This is a genomic window from Pseudomonas sp. 13B_3.2_Bac1 (assembly GCF_025466205.1).
Taxonomy (GTDB): domain Bacteria; phylum Pseudomonadota; class Gammaproteobacteria; order Pseudomonadales; family Pseudomonadaceae; genus Aquipseudomonas; species Aquipseudomonas fluorescens_H.
Genome location: NZ_JANLOG010000112.1, coordinates 31,168 through 50,345 on the forward strand (window position 1 = coordinate 31,168; position 19,178 = coordinate 50,345).

The window sequence follows — 19,178 nt, forward strand, 5'->3', positions numbered from 1 at the left end:
GTTCAAGATTCCTTGTGCAGCGATTACCCTGCGCGCCGGGTCATCTTTTCACTACAGGGTTTATCTCGACTGGCGACACGTGCGATGGCTGAAGGCTATCGACGTCAACCATTCTGGTTTCGCGGTGCTTCTCGCGCACGCGAACCGAAAGGGCTTTGAATTCGCGGTTTACGGAATCGGAAGAACGTTGGCGCGAATGAATTGAAGATGGAGTGCCAAGGAGATTCACAGGTCATGCGGGGTAATCCTCCCAGCCAGGCCCTCCGTAAGGCGTCTTATCCAGCTCGGGAAAATCCGTCGTCCATTCGCCCCAGTCCATGTACTCATAGTACTTGCTCATCGCTTCGAAGCGGCTTGCCGCCTCAACTTCCCAAATCAGTTTCGACCCCGGCTCAAGGAGGGCGCGCGATTCATCGCCATGAGGCCCAGAGTGACAAAACAACTGTAAGCCATCGGGTTCCAGCCATAGTTCATGATTCAAGGTTCATCCTCATTAGTCTGAATGAGCCATCGGCTGGAGTTCACTACGAAGTGGACCTTCAACACAAGCCGAGAGACGCAAGTTCGGTAGCTAGAAAATCTCCGTGAGCAGTAGCTATCGTCGACCAAAGCCTGAGCTCTTCTCCCAGAGCAATACCTTGATACGAGGTCGCGATTACTAAAACGCCCCGACAGGCAATTACCTGAGCGGGGCTCTTTGAATGCTTGAAGCGATCCACTTGCACCCACCCTTCACCCCTTAAAGATTGGACGTTGGCAGATTAAATCGCTGGAAGCATTGATATGTATATGGTGTCCCAGGGCAGGTTCGAACTGCCAACCTTCCCCTTAGGAGGGGGATGCTCTATCCAATTGAGCTACTGGGACACTGAGTTATCGCGGCCGGACACGGCGTGACGGACGGCGTGCATGTTAACGGCCGGCCCTTGATTTGTCATGTCGTCCGTGGGCTTTTTAAGTGTAGGCAGGCGCCTTGCAATGCTGCGGGAAGATTTACCGTGCAATTTGCACTCCCCCAAAAAGCCATCATTGCAGATTGCAACCCGCGCCTTATGAAAAACCCTTCCAAATGCTTGTTTTTAAAGGACTTCACAGCGGTTAGACTGTTGGCACGACGGCTGCTATGTCTGTTCTCATAACAGAACAAACGGAGTCCGCCCCATGAACAGCACTCTCCTGCTCGCAAACGCAATCGCACTGGCGGTTTTGGTTGGCTTTCATTTTGTCCCCGAGAGTGCTGAACCGGTTGCTCAGCGTATGCCGCATTACTTGCAGGTGCAGAAAGCGCCGCAGTGGGCGGTACTGAGCAATCAGAGCGACTTCGCGGCGCAGGCGGTCAATGAGCCTGAGCAAGCACTGCCGACGCGCGACACCGAACGTCTGGTTTTTTGAAATATCTTCAGGAGTACAGCATGTCCAAATCAGCCGCAGGGTTTCTGATCCTCGCCTTATTGAGTGGCGTTGTGCATTTTTCGCTGTTCGAGGAAACCGCAGTCACCCTTCCCCTGATTGGCTGCGGCGTATTTGCAGTGTTGTTTGTGCTGGCCCTGGTTGCCGGGCGCAAGATCAAATTTGATCCGGTGCTGCGTTAAGCCGGATCAAGTTCAGCAATTGCTTAACGGCGTCCGCCAGGTCGCCCGAGTTGTCGATCAGGTGAACGGGCAAATCAGTTGCCCTTCTGTCCTTGAACAGCGCATTGCGCGCCAGCCTCGCATCAATCTGCTCGGGCGTCTCCCGGCCACGCCTGAGCAGGCGTTCACGCAAGACCTCGTCCTTGACCGTCAGCAGCACCGGCAGCAGTGTCGGGTAGCGCTCAAGCGCCTGACGCAGGTTGGCGCGTGAGCCGTTCACCAGTACGCGTCGCCCAGCACGCAACCATTCGTCCATTTCTGCCGGGATGCCATAAGCCAGCCCATTGGCGTGCCAGGCCAGCGAGAAGTCCCCGGCTTGCTGGCGTCGCTCGAACTCTTCGGCCGTCACGCCGATAGCGTCCTCGCCCACGGATTCCGCTGATCGGGTAATTACTCGACGCATGACTTCGCAGTTCAACTCGCGCAAAGGCTCACGCGCGGCCTCGATCAGGCTGTCCTTGCCTGAACCGGAGGGCCCCATCAGATAAATAAGCTTGCCATCCATCCTGAAAACGCCCTCCGGCCGGTGTTTGCCCCTAGTAAATCGGCAAATTGCCACTATCCTGTACAGGTAAGGAACAAGGATCGAAAGCCGCATAGCATGCACGTTCTGACGTCTTTGGACATCAACAGATGTGCACCCGGAAGCGGTCATTGATGCGGACCAAGGCAAAGTTTTCAAACCAGTCCGCATTTCTGATAATTGGTGCTGGCATTACGCCTTTACCCAGCTCAATATTTGTCACAGAATTGACGCCAATGATCTGGCAATTTTGAGGCATGATGCGGGCCTCTTAACAATTCAGGTTGAACCATTTGGCGCGGATGCTTGTCCTACCACACATCCTGCGGCCAATCCCGAGAACCGCTCCCCTGAACTAACCGGTTAAATATATGCGCCCATTGAAACAGGCAATTTATTCCAGCCGTACGGCTGACAAGTTCGTCGTACGTCTGCCAGACGGGATGCGTGAACGCATTGCCGAGGTGGCTCGCAATCATCATCGCAGCATGAACTCCGAAATCATTGCGCGCCTTGAGCAGAGTCTTATTCAGGAAGGTGCACTGGGCGAAGAGTTGAGCATGCGCCTGGACAGCCCTGAGCTTTCGCTGCACGAGCGTGAGCTGCTGCAACGCTTCCGTCAGCTGTCGCACCGTCAACAGAACGCCCTGGTGTCGCTGATCGCTCACGACGCCGAAATGGCCGCAGACGCGTCCTGAGCCACACCGAACATCTCAAGCCAGCATAAGTGCTGGCTTTTTTTTGCCCGGATGTTAATCACGACAATCCGAGGCAGACTCGTAGTGAGGGGATTTATCCCCGATGGCACCAAGGCCTCTCCTGAGGTCGCTGCGCAACCCATCGGGGATAAATCCCCTCGCCACAGATAAATACACAGGCACAAAAAAGCCCGCCAATTGGCGGGGCTTTTGCATTGCGGCGAATCAGAGCAGGAAGATCGTCGCCAACCCCAGAAAGATGAAGAAGCCACCGCTGTCGGTCATGGCCGTGATCATCACACTGGCGCCCATCGCCGGGTCGCGGCCCATCTTGGCCAGCGTCATCGGGATCAACACTCCCATCAACGCTGCGAGCAGCAAATTGAGCGTCATCGCCGCCGTCATTACCACGCCCAGCGACCAACTGCCGTAGAGCAAGTAAGCGACCACACCGATCACCCCGCCCCAGACCAGACCGTTGATCAACGCCACCGCGAGCTCCTTGCGCATCAAGCGCGAGGTGTTGCCCGTGCTGACCTGGTCGAGCGCCATGGCGCGCACGATCATGGTGATCGTCTGGTTACCGGAGTTACCGCCAATACCCGCCACGATCGGCATCAGCGCCGCCAGCGCCACCAGCTTCTCGATCGAGCCTTCGAACAGGCCGATCACCCGCGAAGCGACAAAGGCAGTGATCAGGTTGATTGCCAGCCACGCCCAGCGGTTGCGCAGGGATTTCCAGACGGAGGCGAAGATGTCCTCCTCTTCCCGCAGACCCGCCATGTTGAGGACTTCGCTTTCGCTCTCCTCACGAATCAGGTCGACCATTTCGTCGATGGTCAGACGGCCAATCAGCTTGCCGTTCTTGTCGACCACCGGGGCCGAGATCAAGTCGTAACGTTCGAACGCCTGAGCAGCGTCATAGGCGTCTTCGTCCGGGTGAAAACTCACCGGATCGCTGGCCATGACTTCAGAAACCTGTTTGTCCGGATCGTTGACCAGCAGACGCTTGATCGGCAGCACACCCTTGAGCACACCGTCGTAATCAACCACGAACAGTTTATCGGTGTGCCCCGGCAGCTCCTTGAGACGGCGCAGGTAACGCAGAACCACTTCGAGACTGACATCCTCACGGATGGTCACCATCTCGAAGTCCATCAGCGCACCGACCTGCTCCTCGTCATAGGACAGGGCCGAACGCACGCGCTCGCGTTGTTGCTGGTCTAGCGTCTCCATCAGCTCATGGACGACGTCTCGCGGCAGCTCGGAGGCCAAGTCAGCAAGCTCGTCGGCGTCCATGTCCTTGGCCGCAGCCAGGAGCTCGTGATCGTCCATGTCGGCGATCAGCGTTTCACGAACGGAGTCGGATACTTCGAGAAGAATGTCGCCGTCGCGATCAGCCTTGACCAGTTGCCAGAGCGTCAGACGATCGTCCAGCGGCAAGGCTTCAAGGATGTAGGCAACGTCGGCGGAGTGCAGATCATCGAGTTTGCGTTGCAGCTCGACGAGATTCTGCCGGTGAACCAGGTTCTCGACCCGGTCGTGATGCGCGCCTTCCTGGCGATGAGTCAGGTCTTCGACGACCTTCTGGCGCTGCAGCAGCTCAACGACCTGAGCCAGGCGATCCTGCAGGCTTTCCTGTGTTTTCTTTACTTCGATTTCGGACATAGGCGAACTCCACTCCCAGCAGCGGGGCACGCCGGAAGGATCAATCAGTCAATTCATGATTGGTGAAACGGGTTACTGAGTAACTACTGGGTAAGTCCATGGAGGTTTTCCATAAGCCCCGGCGGGGCTGACGGGCGCAATGATACACCGCCTGACGGTTTTAAACGTTAAAAATCGCGGTCGAAACAAGCGCTTGCGCGACAAAGCTGAGCACTGTCCTGACCCGTGCAGATGCGACGACTCATCTTGAAAAGAAAACACACCGGCACTGAAAAATGTAGCGACTACCCTTGAGCGTAGATCGTCATGGAGGACGTCGAATGCTATCCAGAACATTCCGTTTTGTAGTCGCCAGCCTGCTCTGCCTGCCGCCCGCCGGGGTTGCCAACACCCTTCACCGCTGCGAAGCACCCGACGGCGGCATCACCTTCACCACCCTGAGTTGTGCGAACGATGAGCAGCTCTCGCTGCAGCAAGTCAAGCCCTACTCACCCGGATCTGTCGTGCCGATCATGCCGGAACACAACCACGAAGAAATATACGGTATGACAATCAGGGGACGTGAACCTGGCATCGTTGGCCGCCTGGAGGACAAATGCGGCAACCTGATCAATGCCAGGCAGCGCCGCGCAGCGATCATCAATCAACGAGTGATTGCCGGCATGAGCCAACAGGATGTTGAAAGCGCTCTGGGCAAACCGGACAAGGTAAATATTCGAACGTCGACGACGAGCTATCGATACGACCTGAAACGAGGCCGCAGTGCTCAAGTCGATTTTGATGAGAAGGGCTGCGTGAAAGGAAAAGCCAAATCGCAGACAACAAAAAGCCCGCGTTAAACGCGGGCTTCTTGAATATGGTGCACTCGACAGGATTCGAACCTGTGACCGCTCGGTTCGTAGCCGAGTACTCTATCCAGCTGAGCTACGAGTGCATTTTGTGTTTTTAGACCAGACCACAACTGGTTGAAGCCGAGTTGCCTGTATTGCTACAAACGACTCTTAAATGGTGCACTCGACAGGATTCGAACCTGTGACCGCTCGGTTCGTAGCCGAGTACTCTATCCAGCTGAGCTACGAGTGCATTTGTGTTTTTAAACCAGACCACAACTGGCTGAAGCCGAGTTCTTTATATCGCTATAAACAACTCTTAAATGGTGCACTCGACAGGATTCGAACCTGTGACCGCTCGGTTCGTAGCCGAGTACTCTATCCAGCTGAGCTACGAGTGCATTTGTTGCGCCGCATTATAGCCCGTCTAATCTCTATTCCAACCACTTTTTCTAATAAATTCAACAACTTACAGAAAAAGCCAGATTACAACGTACTAAGCAAATAATGGCGGAGAACGGGGGATTCGAACCCCCGACACCCTTTTGAGGTGTACTCCCTTAGCAGGGGAGCGCCTTCGGCCACTCGGCCAGCTCTCCGCAACACGGGGCGTATATTAACCACCTTCTTCCCCGTTTGCAAACATAAAAATCGATAAAAATTAATGGCTTGGTTCTTCGTCCTTCTCTTTCTTTATACGCAGGTAAATTTCCTCACGGTGCACGGCAACCTCTTTCGGGGCGTTGACGCCGATACGCACTTGATTTCCTTTGACGCCGAGCACGGTCACGGTGATTTCGCCATCACCGATAATCAGGCTTTCTGCGCACCGACGAGTCAGAATCAGCATACCTTTCTCCTCACGCATTTCATTTCAGGGACAACAGTCTGCAAAAAAAAGGCACCCGACCTACAACCGGAGCGATCGTAGCCCTACATGCCTGAGTATTGACCAGCGCGAGCAAAAGAACAGTTCAGGGGCTCGCGCCATTCAAAAATAAAGGGCGCGGTCAGACCGCGCCCTTCAGGTGACCGGATTACTCGCCCTGACGGGCCGGAGCGTCCAGTTCGAAAGCCGTGTGCAGAGCGCGCACAGCCAGTTCCAGGTACTTCTCTTCGATCACCACGGAAACCTTGATTTCCGACGTCGAGATCATCTGGATGTTAATGCTTTCCTTGGCCAGGGATTCGAACATGCGGCTGGCCACGCCTGCGTGAGAACGCATGCCGACGCCGACGATCGAGACCTTGGCAATTTTGGTGTCGCCCACCACTTCCCGGGCACCGATCTCGCGAGCGGTGTTTTCCAGCACGGTCTGTGCGGCCTGGTAGTCGTTGCGGTGCACGGTGAAGGTGAAGTCGGTGGTGTTATCGTGCGCGACGTTCTGCACGATCATGTCGACTTCGATGTTCGCGGCACTGATCGGGCCGAGAATCTTGAACGCCACGCCCGGGGTGTCTGGCACGCCACGGATGGTCAGCTTGGCTTCATCGCGGTTGAAAGCGATGCCGGAAATGATCGGCTGTTCCATGGTTTCCTCTTCATCAATAGTAATGAGGGTGCCCGGACCCTCCTTGAAGCTGTGCAGTACGCGCAGCGGAACGTTGTACTTGCCGGCGAATTCCACCGCACGGATCTGCAGCACCTTGGAACCGAGGCTGGCCATTTCCAGCATCTCTTCGAAGGTGATCTTGTCCAGACGCTGAGCGACCGGCACCACACGCGGGTCAGTGGTGTAGACACCATCGACGTCGGTGTAGATCTGGCACTCGTCAGCCTTCAATGCCGCCGCCAGTGCCACGCCCGTGGTGTCGGAACCGCCACGACCGAGGGTGGTGATGTTGCCGTGCTCGTCGACGCCCTGGAAACCGGCGACAACCACCACGCGACCTGCTTTCAGATCACCGCGAATCTTCTGGTCATCAATCTGCAAGATACGCGCTTTATTGTGCGCACTGTCCGTCAGGATCCGCACCTGATTACCGGTGTACGACACCGCCGGCACACCGCGCTTGATCAGCGCCATGGCCAACAGGGCAATCGTCACCTGCTCACCGGTGGAAACGATCACGTCCAGTTCACGCGGAACCGGTTGCGCGTCGCCACTGATTTGCTTGGCCAGATCGATCAGACGGTTGGTTTCGCCGCTCATTGCAGACAGCACAACCACCAGGTCATCGCCGGCATCGCGGAATTTCTTAACCTTGTCGGCGACCTGCTCGATTCTCTCGACAGTACCGACCGAGGTGCCTCCAAATTTCTGTACGATCAAAGCCATTTCAAAGCCGCCTCTGCCCATGAAGGGCGCCCAATAATCACTCGAACAGCCGCCGGGCCCGCCACTAGACTGCGGGCCCGACGGGCCGTCTTATAAACCCTGCTCGACGAATGGAACGGTCAGCGCCAGCGCGCCATCCAGTGCGCCGGCGTCGACACCGCCGCCCTGCGCCATGTCCGGACGACCACCGCCCTTCCCGCCCACTGCCGCAGCAGCCTGTTTCATCAAATCACCGGCTTTGAGTTGGCCAGTCAGGTCCTTGGTTACACCGGCAACCAGTACGACCTTTTCCTCATGGACACTGCCGAGCAGGATCACTGCGCGGCCGAGTTTGTTTTTCAGCTGATCGACCAGCGCCAGCAGCGCCTTGCCGTCCTGACCATCCAGACGTGCAGCCAGAACCTTCACGCCCTTGACGTCGACTGCCGAGTTCGACAGATCGTCGCCCGCGGCGCTGGCAGCCTTGGCCTGCAACTGCTCGAGTTGCTTTTCCAGCGCGCGGTTGCGCTCCAGCACGGCCGACAGCTTGTCGATCAGATTGTCGCGGCTGCCCTTGACCAGGTTGGCCGCTTCCTTGAGTTGTTCTTCAGCAGCGTTCAAGTAGGCCAGTGCCGCAGCACCGGTGACTGCCTCGATACGACGCACGCCCGATGCCACACCGCCTTCGCTGATGATTTTCAGCAGGCCGATGTCGCCGGTACGGTTGGCGTGGATACCGCCACACAGCTCGACAGAGAAATCGCCGCCCATGCTCAGCACGCGCACGTTGTCGCCGTACTTCTCGCCGAACAGCGCCATCGCGCCTTTCTGCTTGGCGGTTTCGATGTCGGTCTCTTCGGTTTCAACTGCAGAGTTCTTGCGGATCTCGGCGTTGACGATGTCTTCCAGCGCTTTGATCTGCTCCGGCTTGATCGCTTCAAAGTGGCTGAAGTCGAAGCGCAGACGCTGGCTATCCACCAACGAACCTTTCTGTTGCACGTGCTCGCCCAACACCTGACGCAATGCAGCGTGCAGCAAGTGGGTGGCAGAGTGGTTCAGCGAGGTCGCGTGACGCACTTCGGCATCCACGTGAGTTTCCACCGGAGCGCCAATGGTCAGGCTGCCGGAATCCAGCACGCCGTGGTGCAGGAATGCGCCGCCAGTCTTGGTGGTGTCACGGACGTCGAAACGCGCGTTGCCCGCCTGCAGGAAACCGCAGTCGCCGATCTGGCCGCCAGATTCAGCGTAGAACGGCGTCTGGTTCAGCACGATTACCGCCTCTTCGCCTTCACTCAAGACGTCGACCGACTGGCCATCTTTATAGATAGCGACGATTTTTGCCGAACCGCTGGTGTCGGTGTAACCGGTGAACTCGGTGGCCACATCAACCTTGACCAGCGTGTTGTAGTCCAGACCGAACGAACTGGCGGAACGCGCACGCACACGCTGGGCTTCCATTTCACGCTCGAAGCCGACTTCGTCGACCGTCAGGCCGCGCTCGCGAGCGATGTCGGCGGTCAGGTCCATCGGGAAACCGTAGGTGTCGTAGAGTTTGAACACCACGTCGCCCGGCACCACGGTGCCTTTGAGTTCCAGCAGATCCTGCTCGAGGATCTTCAGGCCGTGCTCCAGGGTCTTGGAGAACTGTTCTTCTTCGGCCTTGAGTACGCGCTCGATGTTGCTCTGCTGCTTCTGCAGTTCCGGGAAGGCTTCGCCCATCTCGGCGACCAGCGCGGCAACGATCTTGTAGAAGAAGCTGCCGGTGGCGCCCAGCTTGTTGCCGTGACGGCAGGCGCGACGAATGATCCGGCGCAGCACGTAACCGCGGCCTTCGTTGGACGGCAGCACGCCGTCGGCGATCAGGAAACCGCACGAACGGATGTGGTCGGACACCACTTTCAGCGACGACTGATCGCCATTTTCGCAGCCGATGGCTTCGGCCGAGGCCTTCAGCAGGTTCTTGAACAGGTCGATGTCGTAGTTGGAATTGACGTGCTGCATCACCGCACTGATCCGCTCCAGGCCCATGCCGGTGTCGACCGACGGTGCTGGCAACGGATGCAACACGCCATCGGCGGTGCGGTTGAACTGCATGAACACGTTGTTCCAGATCTCGATGTAACGGTCGCCGTCTTCTTCCGGCGAACCCGGTGGGCCGCCCCAGATGTGGTCGCCGTGATCGTAGAAAATCTCGGTGCATGGGCCGCATGGGCCGGTATCGCCCATGGTCCAGAAGTTGTCGGAGGCGTAAGGCGCGCCTTTGTTGTCGCCGATGCGGATCATGCGCTCGACCGGCACACCGATTTCTTTGGTCCAGATGTCATACGCTTCGTCGTCGGAGGCGTAGACGGTGACCCAGAGTTTTTCCTTCGGCAGTTTCAGAACGCCGGTCAGGAAGGTCCAGGCGAAGGTAATCGCGTCGTGCTTGAAATAGTCACCGAAGCTGAAGTTACCGAGCATTTCGAAGAATGTGTGGTGACGAGCGGTATAACCGACGTTTTCCAGGTCGCTGTTCTTGCCACCGGCACGCACGCACTTCTGGCTGCTGGTTGCGCGGGTGTACGCGCGCTTTTCCTGGCCCAGGAAGCAGTCCTTGAACTGGTTCATCCCCGCGTTGGTGAACAGCAGGGTTGGGTCGTTGCCCGGAATCAAAGAGCTGGAGGCTACACGGGTGTGGCCTTGCTCTTCGAAGAAGCGAAGGAAGGCTTCACGGATTTCTGCGCTTTTCATTAGGTTCTTCCACGGAGGCTGCGGCCAAAGGCCTGTACGAAACGTCAACAGACGAAACGACGGCAAAGGGCCGCATTATATCGGCCCTTCGCGTGGGGTACAGCGTGTTTATACGATAGTAACGGTCAATTGGGCGGCTAACGCTGTCACTTGCGCGAAAACTCGACGAATGTCGCGATCACTTGCTCGATTTGCGAGCGACTGACGTCCATGTGCGTGACCATGCGCAAGCGCGCCGCGGCGCTCAACTTGATCCCGCGTTCGGCAGCAAACGCCTTGAGCGCTTCAGCTTGGTCGCCCATTTGCACGTAAACCATGTTGGTCTGCACCGGCTCGACGCTGAACCCGGCCTCGCGCAAGCCTTCGGCCAAAAACTGTGCGTTGGCATGGTCATCCGCCAGGCGCTCGACGTGGTGATCCAGCGCATACAGCCCCGCCGCCGCGAGCAACCCGGCCTGACGCATGCCACCGCCAACCATTTTGCGCAGACGCCGGGCCTTGCCGATCAGTTGCTCAGTGCCACACAACACTGAACCGACTGGCGCCCCAAGGCCTTTGGACAGGCATACCGACACCGAATCGAAATGCCGGGTGATTTCCCGGGCATCCACCCCGAGCTTGACCGCCGCGTTGTACAGCCGCGCGCCGTCCAGATGCAGAGCCAGGCCATGCTCCTGAGTGAATTGGCGCGCCCGGGCCAGATACTCCAGCGGCAGCACCTTGCCCTGCATGGTGTTTTCCAGCGCCAGCAGACGGGTACGGGCGAAGTGAAAGTCGTCTGGCTTGATCGCTGCCGCCACGTGAGCCAGATCCAGCGAACCGTCGGCCTGCACTTCCAGCGGCTGCGGCTGGATCGAACCGAGCACCGCCGCGCCACCGCCCTCGTACTTATAGGTGTGCGCCTGCTGGCCGACGATGTACTCGTCGCCACGTTCGCAGTGCGCCATCAGGCCCAGCAGATTGCTCATGGTGCCGGTTGGCACGAACAGCGCGGCGGCGAAACCCAGGCGTTTTGCCAGTTCCGCCTCCAGACGATTGACCGTCGGATCTTCGCCGTACACATCGTCACCGGTAGCCGCCGCAGTCATCGCGTCGAGCATGGCAGGAGTCGGTTGGGTGACGGTGTCGCTGCGAAGATCGATAACGCTCATGAACCTGGCCTCAGAGTCAGCAGGGGAAATCCCTTTTCGAAGGTGAATTACTGCGGTCATGGCGCCGATTAATCAACCCTTGAGTGAGAAAAAGCACATTACTTATTGAAAGGACGCAATCCAATGTGGGAGCGGGCTTGCTCGCGAAAGCGGTGTGTCAACCAATCAATTTGCCGGCTGACACACCGCCTTCGCGAGCAAGCCCGCTCCCACAGGTTCTGTGCAAGGCCGGAAAATCTGTGATAAAAACGCTGCGCCGCCCGAGAAAGGGCGGCAAAAACGTTCTCAGGGCGGGGTGTAATTCCCCACCGGCGGTAATTGCGCGCAATGCGCATAGCCCGCGAGCGCTTGGCGACGACACGGCATTGGCGGTGATCGGCGGCAAGGTCAGCAGACCCGGTGTGATTCCGGGGCCGACGGTCATAGTCCGGATGAAGAGAGAACGGGATTGACGCCAAAGGGCCGCCCGCGCGCTTGTGTGCTCGTGCGTACCCTTGAATCCCTTTCGATTCATAACGCCCTGTTTTTCACACAAACAGGAGTCAGAACATGCAACCCACCGCTATCGACAGCAAAACCAAACACCCTCACGGCGAGCGCGTTGCGTTCATCCAGGCCTGCTGGCACAAGGAAATCGTCGACCAGAGCCGTAAAGGCTTCGTCGCCGAAATGCTGGCCCAGGGTTATCAGGAGTCGGACATCGACTTTTTCGAAGTCGGCGGCGCCTTTGAAATGCCGCTGCACGCCAAGTTGCTGGCCAAGACCGGTCGTTATGCCGGCATCGTCGCGGCGGCGCTGGTCGTGGACGGCGGCATCTACCGTCACGAGTTCGTTGCCCAGTCAGTGGTCAGCGGCCTGATGCAGGTGCAACTGGAAACCGAAGTGCCAGTGTTCTCGGTGTCCCTGACCCCGCATCACTTCCATGCCGGTGAAGAACATCAGAAATTCTTCTTCGAGCACTTCGTGCACAAGGGTCAGGAAGCGGCGCGGACTTGCGCGGACACGCTGCAGAAGGTTCGTGCGCTGCGTCGCACAGAGCCACGTGCAGTCGCCGTCTGATAGACCATAAGTGAGGCTTTTGGTCTCACTCATTCCCCTGTGGGAGCGAGCTTGCTCGCGAAAGCGGACTGACAGCCAACTCAAATGTTGAATGCCAGATTGCATTCGCGAGCAAGCTCGCTCCCACAGGGTTATATATCAGACCGGAAATTGGGTCAGGCGAGATGTTCGTCGGTGGTCGGCACGATCAGGATGCCGGCACGCAAGCCGTTCTTGACCTTGGGATTGGGGAAGATGATCCGCGCGCCCTCTTCCTCGATGATCCAGCGGGTATTGGCCAGATCTTCGGCCAGCACATAACCCACATCCAGCTCGGAAAAGTTTTCGATGTCCGCCGGCAGGTTCAGGCGGAACGCATCGCTGTGCTTGATGATTTCCCGGGCGACGCTGAACAGCTGCAAACCGTCCAGGCCTTCTTCGGCCAGATCCGGCTCATTGCCTTCGATGATCTGCTTCAGACGGGTTTCCAGACGTGAAACATCCACCCCTTCGTTCTGCCCGAACGGCCGCGCCTTGCCCAGCTCCAGGGTGAAGGACTCGGCCCCGAGCTTGTCGTAGGTGTAGGAGCTGAACACGATCGACGGCTTGTTCTGCAGCAACACCGCTTCCATCCCGGCAGCGCGCAGGCGCGCCAGTTCGCGGCGCGAATGCTGGCGACCTTCCTTCCACGGGTACAGCGCGAACTGCTCGATCTTCGAACCACGAATCGCCGTGTGCAGGTCATAGTGCAGGCGCTGACGATCCGCCAGGCTGAAGAAACTTGCCGCCAGCCGTTCCAGCTCGCAGGCGCGGATGGCTTCGGAGCCGCTGGTTTGTTCATGCCGGCCGTTGAACAGCCGATTGACGTCCTGCTCGACGAAGCGCTCGCCTTTGCGAATCGCTTCCGGGTTGCCGAACAGGAACAGAATGCGTGCACGCGGCTTCAGATCGCCGCGAGCGATGTCATGCAGCAGCCGATCGAGCAACTCGATCGGCGCTGTTTCATTGCCGTGGATGCCTGCCGACAGCAGCAGGTCCAGGCCATTGTCGCGCGCTTCGGGTGGCCGGACTTCCAGCGCACCCTCGCTCAACCAGCGCATGCGCACGCCTTCGACAGTCAGTTGAGTCTTCTCCGCCGGTTCGCGGCCGGCGAGGGTCAGTTCAAGCAGTTTGCCGAGGGCGAGCATAGAGCGGTTTCCTTAGTGGTCGTGGTTGCAATCCGGGCCGTGCACATGTTCCTCGTCATCGCCGAGGTCAGCCGGTTCCATTTCCAGTTGCAGACTTACCAGATTAGTTGCCAATGGGCGCAGCAGCAGGTTGGCGTACTCTTCGTCACCTTCCTCGACGTCCACGCCGATCAGCAGTTGACCACGGCCGTCCTGCTGGATCCACAGCTCTTTGCCTTGCCACATGACCGCGACGCGGGTGCACGAGGTTTGCAGTTGCGTGCCGTCGGTGTCTTCAAGGATCAGCTGCAGGGAATCGCTCATGTTTTTACTCTCTTGGGTAGACAAGCCGCGCGTCGCGTTCAGGCGACGCGCCGGCCATCAATTGATCTGGAATGGATAAACCGCGCCCAGTTTAAGGATTTGCGTCAGTTCATCCAGTGCCGTCCGGCATTCAAGCAGCAACTGCGGGTCCGCCAGATCGGTTTCGCTCAGGCGGTCGCGGTAGTGCTTTTCAACCCATGCGGTTAACGAACCGTACAACGGGGCCGTCATGATAACTCCTGGATTGACGGCCGCCAGCTCGGTTTCGTTGAGCGCGACGCGCAGTCGCAGGCACGCCGGGCCACCGCCGTTCTGCATGCTTTGCTTGAGGTCGAAGACTTTCACTTCGCGGATCAGGCCGCCGGAGCTGGTCAGCCCTTGCAGGTAGTTCCACACGCGCTCGTTGCCACGGCACTCTTCCGGCACGATCAGCAGCATCGAACCGTCAGGACGCGACAGCAACTGGCTGTTGAACAGGTAGGAGCGCACGGCGTCGTCGACGGTGACCGCCGAACGCGGCACACAGATCGACTGGAACTTGCCGCCGACCTTGGCCAGTTTGCCCTGCAACTCGGCCAGCATCTGCTCGGTGTCGAGGAACGCATCCTCGTGATAGAACAGCACCTCGCCGTTACCCACCGCGATCACGTCGTTGTGGAATACGCCCTGGTCGATCACTGCCGGGTTCTGCTGCGCGTAAACCACGCCTTCGTCACGCAGACCGTGCAGACGCGCCACCGCTTGCGAGGCTTCTAGGGTCTGGCGCGCCGGGTACTTCTGTGGCGCCGGGTAACGGGTGTCGAACGCACTGCGACCGAACACGAAAAACTCGACACCGGCCTCGCCGTACTCACGGCAGAAACGCGTGTGGTTGGCCGCGCCTTCGTCACCGAACTGCGCCACCGCCGGCAACGCGGCGTGATGGGCGAAGTGCTGCTGATCGGCGAACATCGCGCCGAGCACGCGGCTGGTGGTCGGGTGTTCGATGCTGCGATGGTATTTGCAGTTGAGGTTGGCGGCGGTGAAATGCACGCGACCGTCAGCGGTGTCGGCACTCGGGCTGACGGTGGCGGCGTTGGCCACCCACATGCTCGACGCCGAGCAACTGGCAACCAGCAACGGCATGGCTTCCTTCGCGGCGCGCTCGATCACTTGCGCGTCGGTGCCGCTGAAACCCAGACGGCGCAGAGCGGCCACGTCCGGACGTTCCTGTGGCGCCAGCACGCCTTGCTGAAAGCCCATTTCCATCAGCGCTTTCATCTTCGCCAGGCCTTGCAGCGCCGCTTCCTTCGGATTCGAAGATTGCTGGCTGTTGCTCTGGGACGCAACGTTGCCGTAGGACAGACCGCCGTAGTTATGGGTCGGCCCCACTAGACCGTCAAAATTGACTTCATAGGATTTCATCAGCGAGGCTCCACGAGAATCTGTTGTTATAGGCTTCAGTAACTAACTGTTCAGTGCGACCGCGTCGCGGCCTTCGCGAGCAAGCTCGCTCCCACAGGGATCTCATCGCCCTTGTGGGAGCGAGCTTGCTCGCGAATGGGCATCACACCATTTTGATGCCAGGCGTCAGGGCCGCAGGCAACACCAGGCTCGGCGTTTCCAGCGAGGCCACCGGGTACGCGCAGTAATCTGCGGCGTAGTAGGCGCTGGCGCGATGATTGCCCGAAGCCCCGACACCGCCGAACGGCGCGCTGCTCGCGGCACCGGTCAGCTGTTTGTTCCAGTTGACGATACCGGCGCGGCTTTCCAGCCAGAACTGCTGATAACGCGCTTCGGAATCCGACAGCAACCCCGCCGCCAGACCATAAGCGGTATCGTTGGCCTCAGTGATCGCCGCAGCAAAATCGGCATAGCGAATCACCTGCAGCAACGGACCGAACAGTTCTTCGTCCGGACGCTCGGCCACCGCCGTCACATCCAGAATGCCCGGGGTCAGCAATGCCGACTGCGCCTGCGGCTGCGTCATCTCCAGCAACGACACCGCGCCATTGGCCAGCAGGTGTTGCTGGGCATCCATCAGCGCTTTCGCCGCGCCAAGGGAAATCACCGAGCCCATGAATGGCGCCGGCTGTTGATCGAACGCACCGACCTCAATCGTCGAGCTGACCTCCACCAGACGCTTGAGCAGGCTGTCGCCCCACGCGCCCTGCGGCACCAACAGACGACGCGCACACGTGCAGCGCTGACCGGCGGAGATGAAGGCTGACTGAATGATCGTGTACACCGCCGCGTCCAGATCAGCCACCTGATCGACCACCAGCGGATTGTTGCCGCCCATTTCCAAAGCAAGAATCTTGTCCGGACGCCCGGCGAACTGCTGGTGCAGGTGATTGCCGGTGCGGCTGGAGCCAGTGAAGAACAGACCGTCGATGCCCGGGTTCGCCGCCAGCGCAATACCGGTTTCACGAGCGCCTTGCAGCAGGTTCAACACGCCAGCCGGCAAACCGGCCTCGATCCAGCACTTGACCGTCAGCTCGGCGACTTTCGGCGTCAGTTCGCTTGGCTTGAACAGCACGCTGTTGCCCGCCAGCAGTGCCGGCACGATGTGCCCGTTCGGCAAGTGGCCCGGGAAGTTGTAAGGGCCGAACACCGCCACCACACCGTGTGGCTTGTGGCGCAGCACGGCGGTGGCGTCGCCCAGCGGGCCGCTCTTCTCGCCGGTACGCTCGCGGTAGCTCTGCACCGAAATCGCGATCTTGTTGACCATGCTGGTGACTTCAGTCGCGGCTTCCCACAGAGGCTTGCCGGTTTCCTCGCCGATGGTGCGGGCCAGTTCGTCACTGTGGTTTTTCAGGGCGGCAGCAAAGGCTTCGAGCACGCTGATGCGCTCGTCCAGCGAACGCCGCGCCCAGCCCGGAAACGCCTGACGCGCAGCCTGCACGGCGGACTCGACCTGAGCGGCGGTGGCGCCCTCCCCCGACCACAGCACTTGCTGGGTTACCGGGTTCAGCGACTGAAAGGCTTCGCCCTGACCGGCCAGCCATTCACCTGCGATGTATAGCGAATTCATTATTTCGACTCCCGAGCAGCAGACAACGCCACGGCGCGCACTTGATCGCCAGCGTTGAGTTGAAGACGTTTGGCGGTCTGCGGATCGACCACCAGCGTGCCAGCGGCCAGACGGGCAGGCGCAGCTGTGATGCGGCAGTCTTCGCGCTTGCGGTTATGGATGATGAACGGCGTGGCGTCATCGCCCGGCGTACCGATCGCCAGCACCAGCGCTTCGCTGTCGCGGACTGCGCGGATCTTGCTGGTTTCGCATTCAATGGCCGGGCCGGCGTCGAAGATATCGACGTAACCCTGATAGCTGAAACCTTCGCTCTTGAGCATCGCCAGCGCCGGCTCGGTGTCCGGGTGCACCTGGCCGATGACGTTGCGCGCATCCGGTGACAGGAAGCAGGTGTACAGCGGGAATTTCGGCATCAGTTCGGCGATGAACGCCTTGTTGCCAACCCCGGTCAGGTAATCGGCCTGGCTGAATTCCATCTTGAAGAAGTGCCGACCGAGGCTCTCCCAGAACGGCGAGCGTCCGGCTTCATCGGACACACCGCGCATCTCGGCGATGATCTTGTTGCCGAACAGCTCAGGGAACTCGGCGATGAACAGCATGCGCGCCTTGGACAGCATGCGGCCGTTCAGACCGGTGCGGTAATCGGCGTGCAGGAACAGCGAGCACAGCTCGGAGTTGCCGGTCAGGTCGTTGGCGAGGAACAGCGTCGGAATCTCGCGATAGATGTTCAGCTCTTGCGAGGCGCTGACGGTCAGGCCGACGCGGAAGTTGTACCACGGCTCACGCAGACCGACCGCGCCGGCGATGGCGGAAATCCCCACCACGCGACCGTTGTCGTCTTCGAGCACGAACAGGTAGTCCGCATCGCCACGGCCGGCTTCGCCGCGAAAGGTCTTCTCGGCCCAGCCGACCCGGTGGGTCAGGCGCTCTTCGTTGGCCGGCAAAGTGGTCAGGCCGGTGCCGGTGCTGCGGGCCAGGTCGATCAGCGCGGATAAATCGCTGCTGCGTACGGGACGAACAATCATGCTATCTCCTCAAACGGGCCGCCTTCGCCACCCGTGAAACTCGCTAAGGCGTTAAACCGCCACCAGGCGCACGCTGGCACCTTCACCGACGCCCAAGGCTTCGGCTGCTTCCAGATCCAAGGTCACCGGTTTGCCCGGCGCGTAATCGAGTTCCAGCAGCACCGCGCGGTAATCCTGCAACTGCGCGTTGGCCACCAGATACTGGCGCCCGGCGCCTTTGACCGGCTCGCCGATCTTCACCGGCACTACACGGCTCTGAGCGATCGAACGGATCCCCGAAACACGCGCATGCAGGGTCGGGCCACCGTCGAAAATGTCGATGTAGTGATCGGTCTCGAAGCCTTCGCGCATCAGGATGTCGAAGGTGATCTGCGCACGCGGGTGCACCTGGCCCATCGCTTCTTGAGCGGAGTCCGGCAGCAGCGGCACGTAGATCGGGTAATGCGGCATCAGCTCGGCGAGGAACGTGCGGCTCTTCAGGCCGCACAGGCGCTCGGCCTCGGCGTAGTTGAGGTCGAAGAAGTTGCGACCGATGGCATCCCAGAACGGCGAGTCGCCGTTCTCGTCGCTGTAGCCGACGATCTCGGTCACCACCGAATCAGCGAAACGCTCCGGGTGGCTGGCGACAAACAGCAAGCGACCACGGGAGTTGAGCTCAGACCACGGCGAACCGACCAGCTCGCGTTGCACGTAGAAACTGGTCAGCAGGCTGTTGCCGGTCAGGTCATGGCATTGCGAGAGCACGTGGATCTTGTTGTGGATCTTCAGCTCGCGGGACGCGTGGACGAAGGTCTCGTTGCGGAAGCTGTAGAACGGCTCCGAGTAACCGGCCGAGGCAACGATCGCCGAGCAGCCGACCAGTTTGCCGGTGGCGGTGTCTTCGAGGACGAAGAAGTAGCTCTCTTCACCGTTGAAGCTCACTTCGGCGGCGAACGAGGCTTCGCTTGCGGCGATCTTGTCGCTCAGGCGTTCCACGTCATCCGGCAAGGAAGTGACACCAATCGGGCTGTCCGCGGCCAGACGCTGTACCTCGCCCAGATCAGCCATTTGCGCAGGGCGCATCACCAGCATGGTGTCACTCCTTTTCTCTTATAAAAATCACAGAAAAAACACCGAACATTGT

18 protein-coding genes, 5 tRNA genes and 1 riboswitch are annotated in these 19,178 nt (G+C 59.3%); of the genes, 5 read left to right on the forward strand and 18 right to left on the reverse strand.

From position 1 onward, the window contains the following. Window positions 1-232 precede the first annotated feature (232 nt). Both NTD85_RS18230 and NTD85_RS18235 read right to left on the reverse strand, forming a co-directional pair. Complete coding sequence (locus tag NTD85_RS18230; RefSeq protein ID WP_262142845.1) at window positions 233-481, reverse strand: hypothetical protein; 249 nt, start codon at window positions 479-481, stop codon at window positions 233-235. A 309-nt stretch (window positions 482-790) separates the two neighbouring features. Continuing rightward, window positions 791-867: transfer RNA gene (locus NTD85_RS18235), tRNA-Arg, on the reverse strand. Window positions 868-1,161: 294 nt separating this feature from the next. Between NTD85_RS18235 and NTD85_RS18240 the strand changes: the two genes are divergently transcribed. Next, window positions 1,162-1,392, forward strand: a complete 231-nt coding sequence (locus NTD85_RS18240; protein ID WP_226499598.1) for a hypothetical protein — start codon at window positions 1,162-1,164, stop codon at window positions 1,390-1,392. Window positions 1,393-1,412: 20 nt separating this feature from the next. Next, a complete protein-coding gene (locus NTD85_RS18245; protein WP_003227249.1) occupies window positions 1,413-1,592 on the forward strand; it encodes a PA3371 family protein in 180 nt (59 codons plus the stop codon). Here NTD85_RS18245 and phnN read toward each other — a convergent pair. After that, a complete protein-coding gene (phnN, locus tag NTD85_RS18250) occupies window positions 1,567-2,136 on the reverse strand; it encodes a phosphonate metabolism protein/1,5-bisphosphokinase (PRPP-forming) PhnN (protein ID WP_262142846.1) in 570 nt (189 codons plus the stop codon). The genes NTD85_RS18245 and phnN overlap by 26 nt on opposite strands. A gap of 389 nt (window positions 2,137-2,525) precedes the next feature. Between phnN and NTD85_RS18255 the strand changes: the two genes are divergently transcribed. After that, the gene (locus tag NTD85_RS18255) at window positions 2,526-2,852 is read left to right on the forward strand and encodes an Arc family DNA-binding protein (RefSeq protein WP_003178899.1); all 327 of its coding nucleotides are present in this window, start codon (window positions 2,526-2,528) and stop codon (window positions 2,850-2,852) included. A gap of 225 nt (window positions 2,853-3,077) precedes the next feature. Here NTD85_RS18255 and mgtE read toward each other — a convergent pair whose 3' ends face one another. Next, window positions 3,078-4,520, reverse strand: coding sequence for a magnesium transporter (gene mgtE / locus NTD85_RS18260; protein WP_003227256.1), 1,443 nt, complete (start codon window positions 4,518-4,520; stop codon window positions 3,078-3,080). A 320-nt stretch (window positions 4,521-4,840) separates the two neighbouring features. On the opposite strand from mgtE, the gene NTD85_RS18265 reads away from it, so the two are divergent. Beyond that, the gene (locus tag NTD85_RS18265; RefSeq protein WP_262142847.1) at window positions 4,841-5,359 is read left to right on the forward strand and encodes a cell envelope protein SmpA; all 519 of its coding nucleotides are present in this window, start codon (window positions 4,841-4,843) and stop codon (window positions 5,357-5,359) included. A gap of 18 nt (window positions 5,360-5,377) precedes the next feature. Here the strand turns inward: NTD85_RS18265 and NTD85_RS18270 are convergent. The 8 genes from NTD85_RS18270 to ltaE form a co-directional block, all read right to left on the reverse strand. Beyond that, window positions 5,378-5,454 (reverse strand) — tRNA-Arg (locus tag NTD85_RS18270). A gap of 72 nt (window positions 5,455-5,526) precedes the next feature. After that, a tRNA-Arg gene (locus NTD85_RS18275) sits at window positions 5,527-5,603 on the reverse strand. Between the two features lie 71 nt (window positions 5,604-5,674). After that, window positions 5,675-5,751, reverse strand: a tRNA-Arg gene (locus NTD85_RS18280). 107 nt (window positions 5,752-5,858) lie between these two features. Beyond that, a tRNA-Ser gene (locus tag NTD85_RS18285) sits at window positions 5,859-5,949 on the reverse strand. Between the two features lie 62 nt (window positions 5,950-6,011). Next, window positions 6,012-6,200: a carbon storage regulator CsrA gene (gene csrA, locus NTD85_RS18290; protein WP_002554426.1), complete on the reverse strand. Its 189-nt coding sequence runs from the start codon at window positions 6,198-6,200 to the stop codon at window positions 6,012-6,014. A 187-nt stretch (window positions 6,201-6,387) separates the two neighbouring features. Continuing rightward, a complete protein-coding gene (locus tag NTD85_RS18295; protein WP_003227260.1) occupies window positions 6,388-7,629 on the reverse strand; it encodes an aspartate kinase in 1,242 nt (413 codons plus the stop codon). A 90-nt stretch (window positions 7,630-7,719) separates the two neighbouring features. Then, window positions 7,720-10,338 (reverse strand): alanine--tRNA ligase, encoded by a 2,619-nt coding sequence (alaS, locus tag NTD85_RS18300; RefSeq protein ID WP_086794684.1) that lies wholly within the window; start codon window positions 10,336-10,338, stop codon window positions 7,720-7,722. Between the two features lie 146 nt (window positions 10,339-10,484). Further along, window positions 10,485-11,489, reverse strand: a complete 1,005-nt coding sequence (ltaE, locus tag NTD85_RS18305) for a low-specificity L-threonine aldolase (protein ID WP_262142848.1) — start codon at window positions 11,487-11,489, stop codon at window positions 10,485-10,487. A 277-nt stretch (window positions 11,490-11,766) separates the two neighbouring features. Then, window positions 11,767-11,937, forward strand: a riboswitch (FMN riboswitch). Between the two features lie 101 nt (window positions 11,938-12,038). Between ltaE and NTD85_RS18310 the strand changes: the two genes are divergently transcribed. Further along, entirely contained in the window at window positions 12,039-12,548 is a 510-nt protein-coding gene (locus NTD85_RS18310) for a 6,7-dimethyl-8-ribityllumazine synthase (protein ID WP_003227266.1), read from the forward strand. A 155-nt stretch (window positions 12,549-12,703) separates the two neighbouring features. Here the strand turns inward: NTD85_RS18310 and astE are convergent, their stop codons facing one another. From astE to aruF, 6 genes are all read right to left on the reverse strand, one after another. Further along, window positions 12,704-13,714, reverse strand: a complete 1,011-nt coding sequence (gene astE, locus NTD85_RS18315; RefSeq protein ID WP_262142849.1) for a succinylglutamate desuccinylase — start codon at window positions 13,712-13,714, stop codon at window positions 12,704-12,706. 12 nt (window positions 13,715-13,726) lie between these two features. Next, a complete protein-coding gene (locus tag NTD85_RS18320; protein ID WP_003227270.1) occupies window positions 13,727-14,017 on the reverse strand; it encodes a hypothetical protein in 291 nt (96 codons plus the stop codon). 57 nt (window positions 14,018-14,074) lie between these two features. Then, on the reverse strand, window positions 14,075-15,421 hold the full coding sequence (gene astB, locus NTD85_RS18325) for an N-succinylarginine dihydrolase (RefSeq protein WP_003227272.1): 1,347 nt from the start codon (window positions 15,419-15,421) through the stop codon (window positions 14,075-14,077). Window positions 15,422-15,563: 142 nt separating this feature from the next. Then, window positions 15,564-17,033, reverse strand: a complete 1,470-nt coding sequence (astD, locus tag NTD85_RS18330) for a succinylglutamate-semialdehyde dehydrogenase (protein WP_262142850.1) — start codon at window positions 17,031-17,033, stop codon at window positions 15,564-15,566. Then, window positions 17,030-18,055, reverse strand: a complete 1,026-nt coding sequence (astA, locus tag NTD85_RS18335) for an arginine N-succinyltransferase (protein WP_003227276.1) — start codon at window positions 18,053-18,055, stop codon at window positions 17,030-17,032. Before astA ends, astD begins: the two co-directional genes overlap by 4 nt. A gap of 51 nt (window positions 18,056-18,106) precedes the next feature. Then, window positions 18,107-19,126, reverse strand: a complete 1,020-nt coding sequence (gene aruF / locus NTD85_RS18340) for an arginine/ornithine succinyltransferase subunit alpha (protein WP_007951057.1) — start codon at window positions 19,124-19,126, stop codon at window positions 18,107-18,109. Window positions 19,127-19,178 lie beyond the last annotated feature (52 nt).

Bases quoted from the DNA above. Each gene is read 5' to 3' on its own strand.
- astE (WP_262142849.1), bottom strand. From the start codon at position 13,714: ATGCTCGCCCTCGGCAAACTGCTTGAACTGACCCTCGCCGGCCGCGAA.
- NTD85_RS18245 (WP_003227249.1), top strand. From the start codon at position 1,413: ATGTCCAAATCAGCCGCAGGGTTTCTGATCCTCGCCTTATTGAGTGGC.
- NTD85_RS18310 (WP_003227266.1), top strand. From the start codon at position 12,039: ATGCAACCCACCGCTATCGACAGCAAAACCAAACACCCTCACGGCGAG.
- ltaE (WP_262142848.1), bottom strand. From the start codon at position 11,489: ATGAGCGTTATCGATCTTCGCAGCGACACCGTCACCCAACCGACTCCT.
- aruF (WP_007951057.1), bottom strand. From the start codon at position 19,126: ATGCTGGTGATGCGCCCTGCGCAAATGGCTGATCTGGGCGAGGTACAG.
- csrA (WP_002554426.1), bottom strand. From the start codon at position 6,200: ATGCTGATTCTGACTCGTCGGTGCGCAGAAAGCCTGATTATCGGTGAT.
- phnN (WP_262142846.1), bottom strand. From the start codon at position 2,136: ATGGATGGCAAGCTTATTTATCTGATGGGGCCCTCCGGTTCAGGCAAG.
- alaS (WP_086794684.1), bottom strand. From the start codon at position 10,338: ATGAAAAGCGCAGAAATCCGTGAAGCCTTCCTTCGCTTCTTCGAAGAG.
- astA (WP_003227276.1), bottom strand. From the start codon at position 18,055: ATGATTGTTCGTCCCGTACGCAGCAGCGATTTATCCGCGCTGATCGAC.
- mgtE (WP_003227256.1), bottom strand. From the start codon at position 4,520: ATGTCCGAAATCGAAGTAAAGAAAACACAGGAAAGCCTGCAGGATCGC.
- NTD85_RS18240 (WP_226499598.1), top strand. From the start codon at position 1,162: ATGAACAGCACTCTCCTGCTCGCAAACGCAATCGCACTGGCGGTTTTG.
- NTD85_RS18295 (WP_003227260.1), bottom strand. From the start codon at position 7,629: ATGGCTTTGATCGTACAGAAATTTGGAGGCACCTCGGTCGGTACTGTC.
- NTD85_RS18265 (WP_262142847.1), top strand. From the start codon at position 4,841: ATGCTATCCAGAACATTCCGTTTTGTAGTCGCCAGCCTGCTCTGCCTG.
- NTD85_RS18320 (WP_003227270.1), bottom strand. From the start codon at position 14,017: ATGAGCGATTCCCTGCAGCTGATCCTTGAAGACACCGACGGCACGCAA.
- astB (WP_003227272.1), bottom strand. From the start codon at position 15,421: ATGAAATCCTATGAAGTCAATTTTGACGGTCTAGTGGGGCCGACCCAT.
- NTD85_RS18255 (WP_003178899.1), top strand. From the start codon at position 2,526: ATGCGCCCATTGAAACAGGCAATTTATTCCAGCCGTACGGCTGACAAG.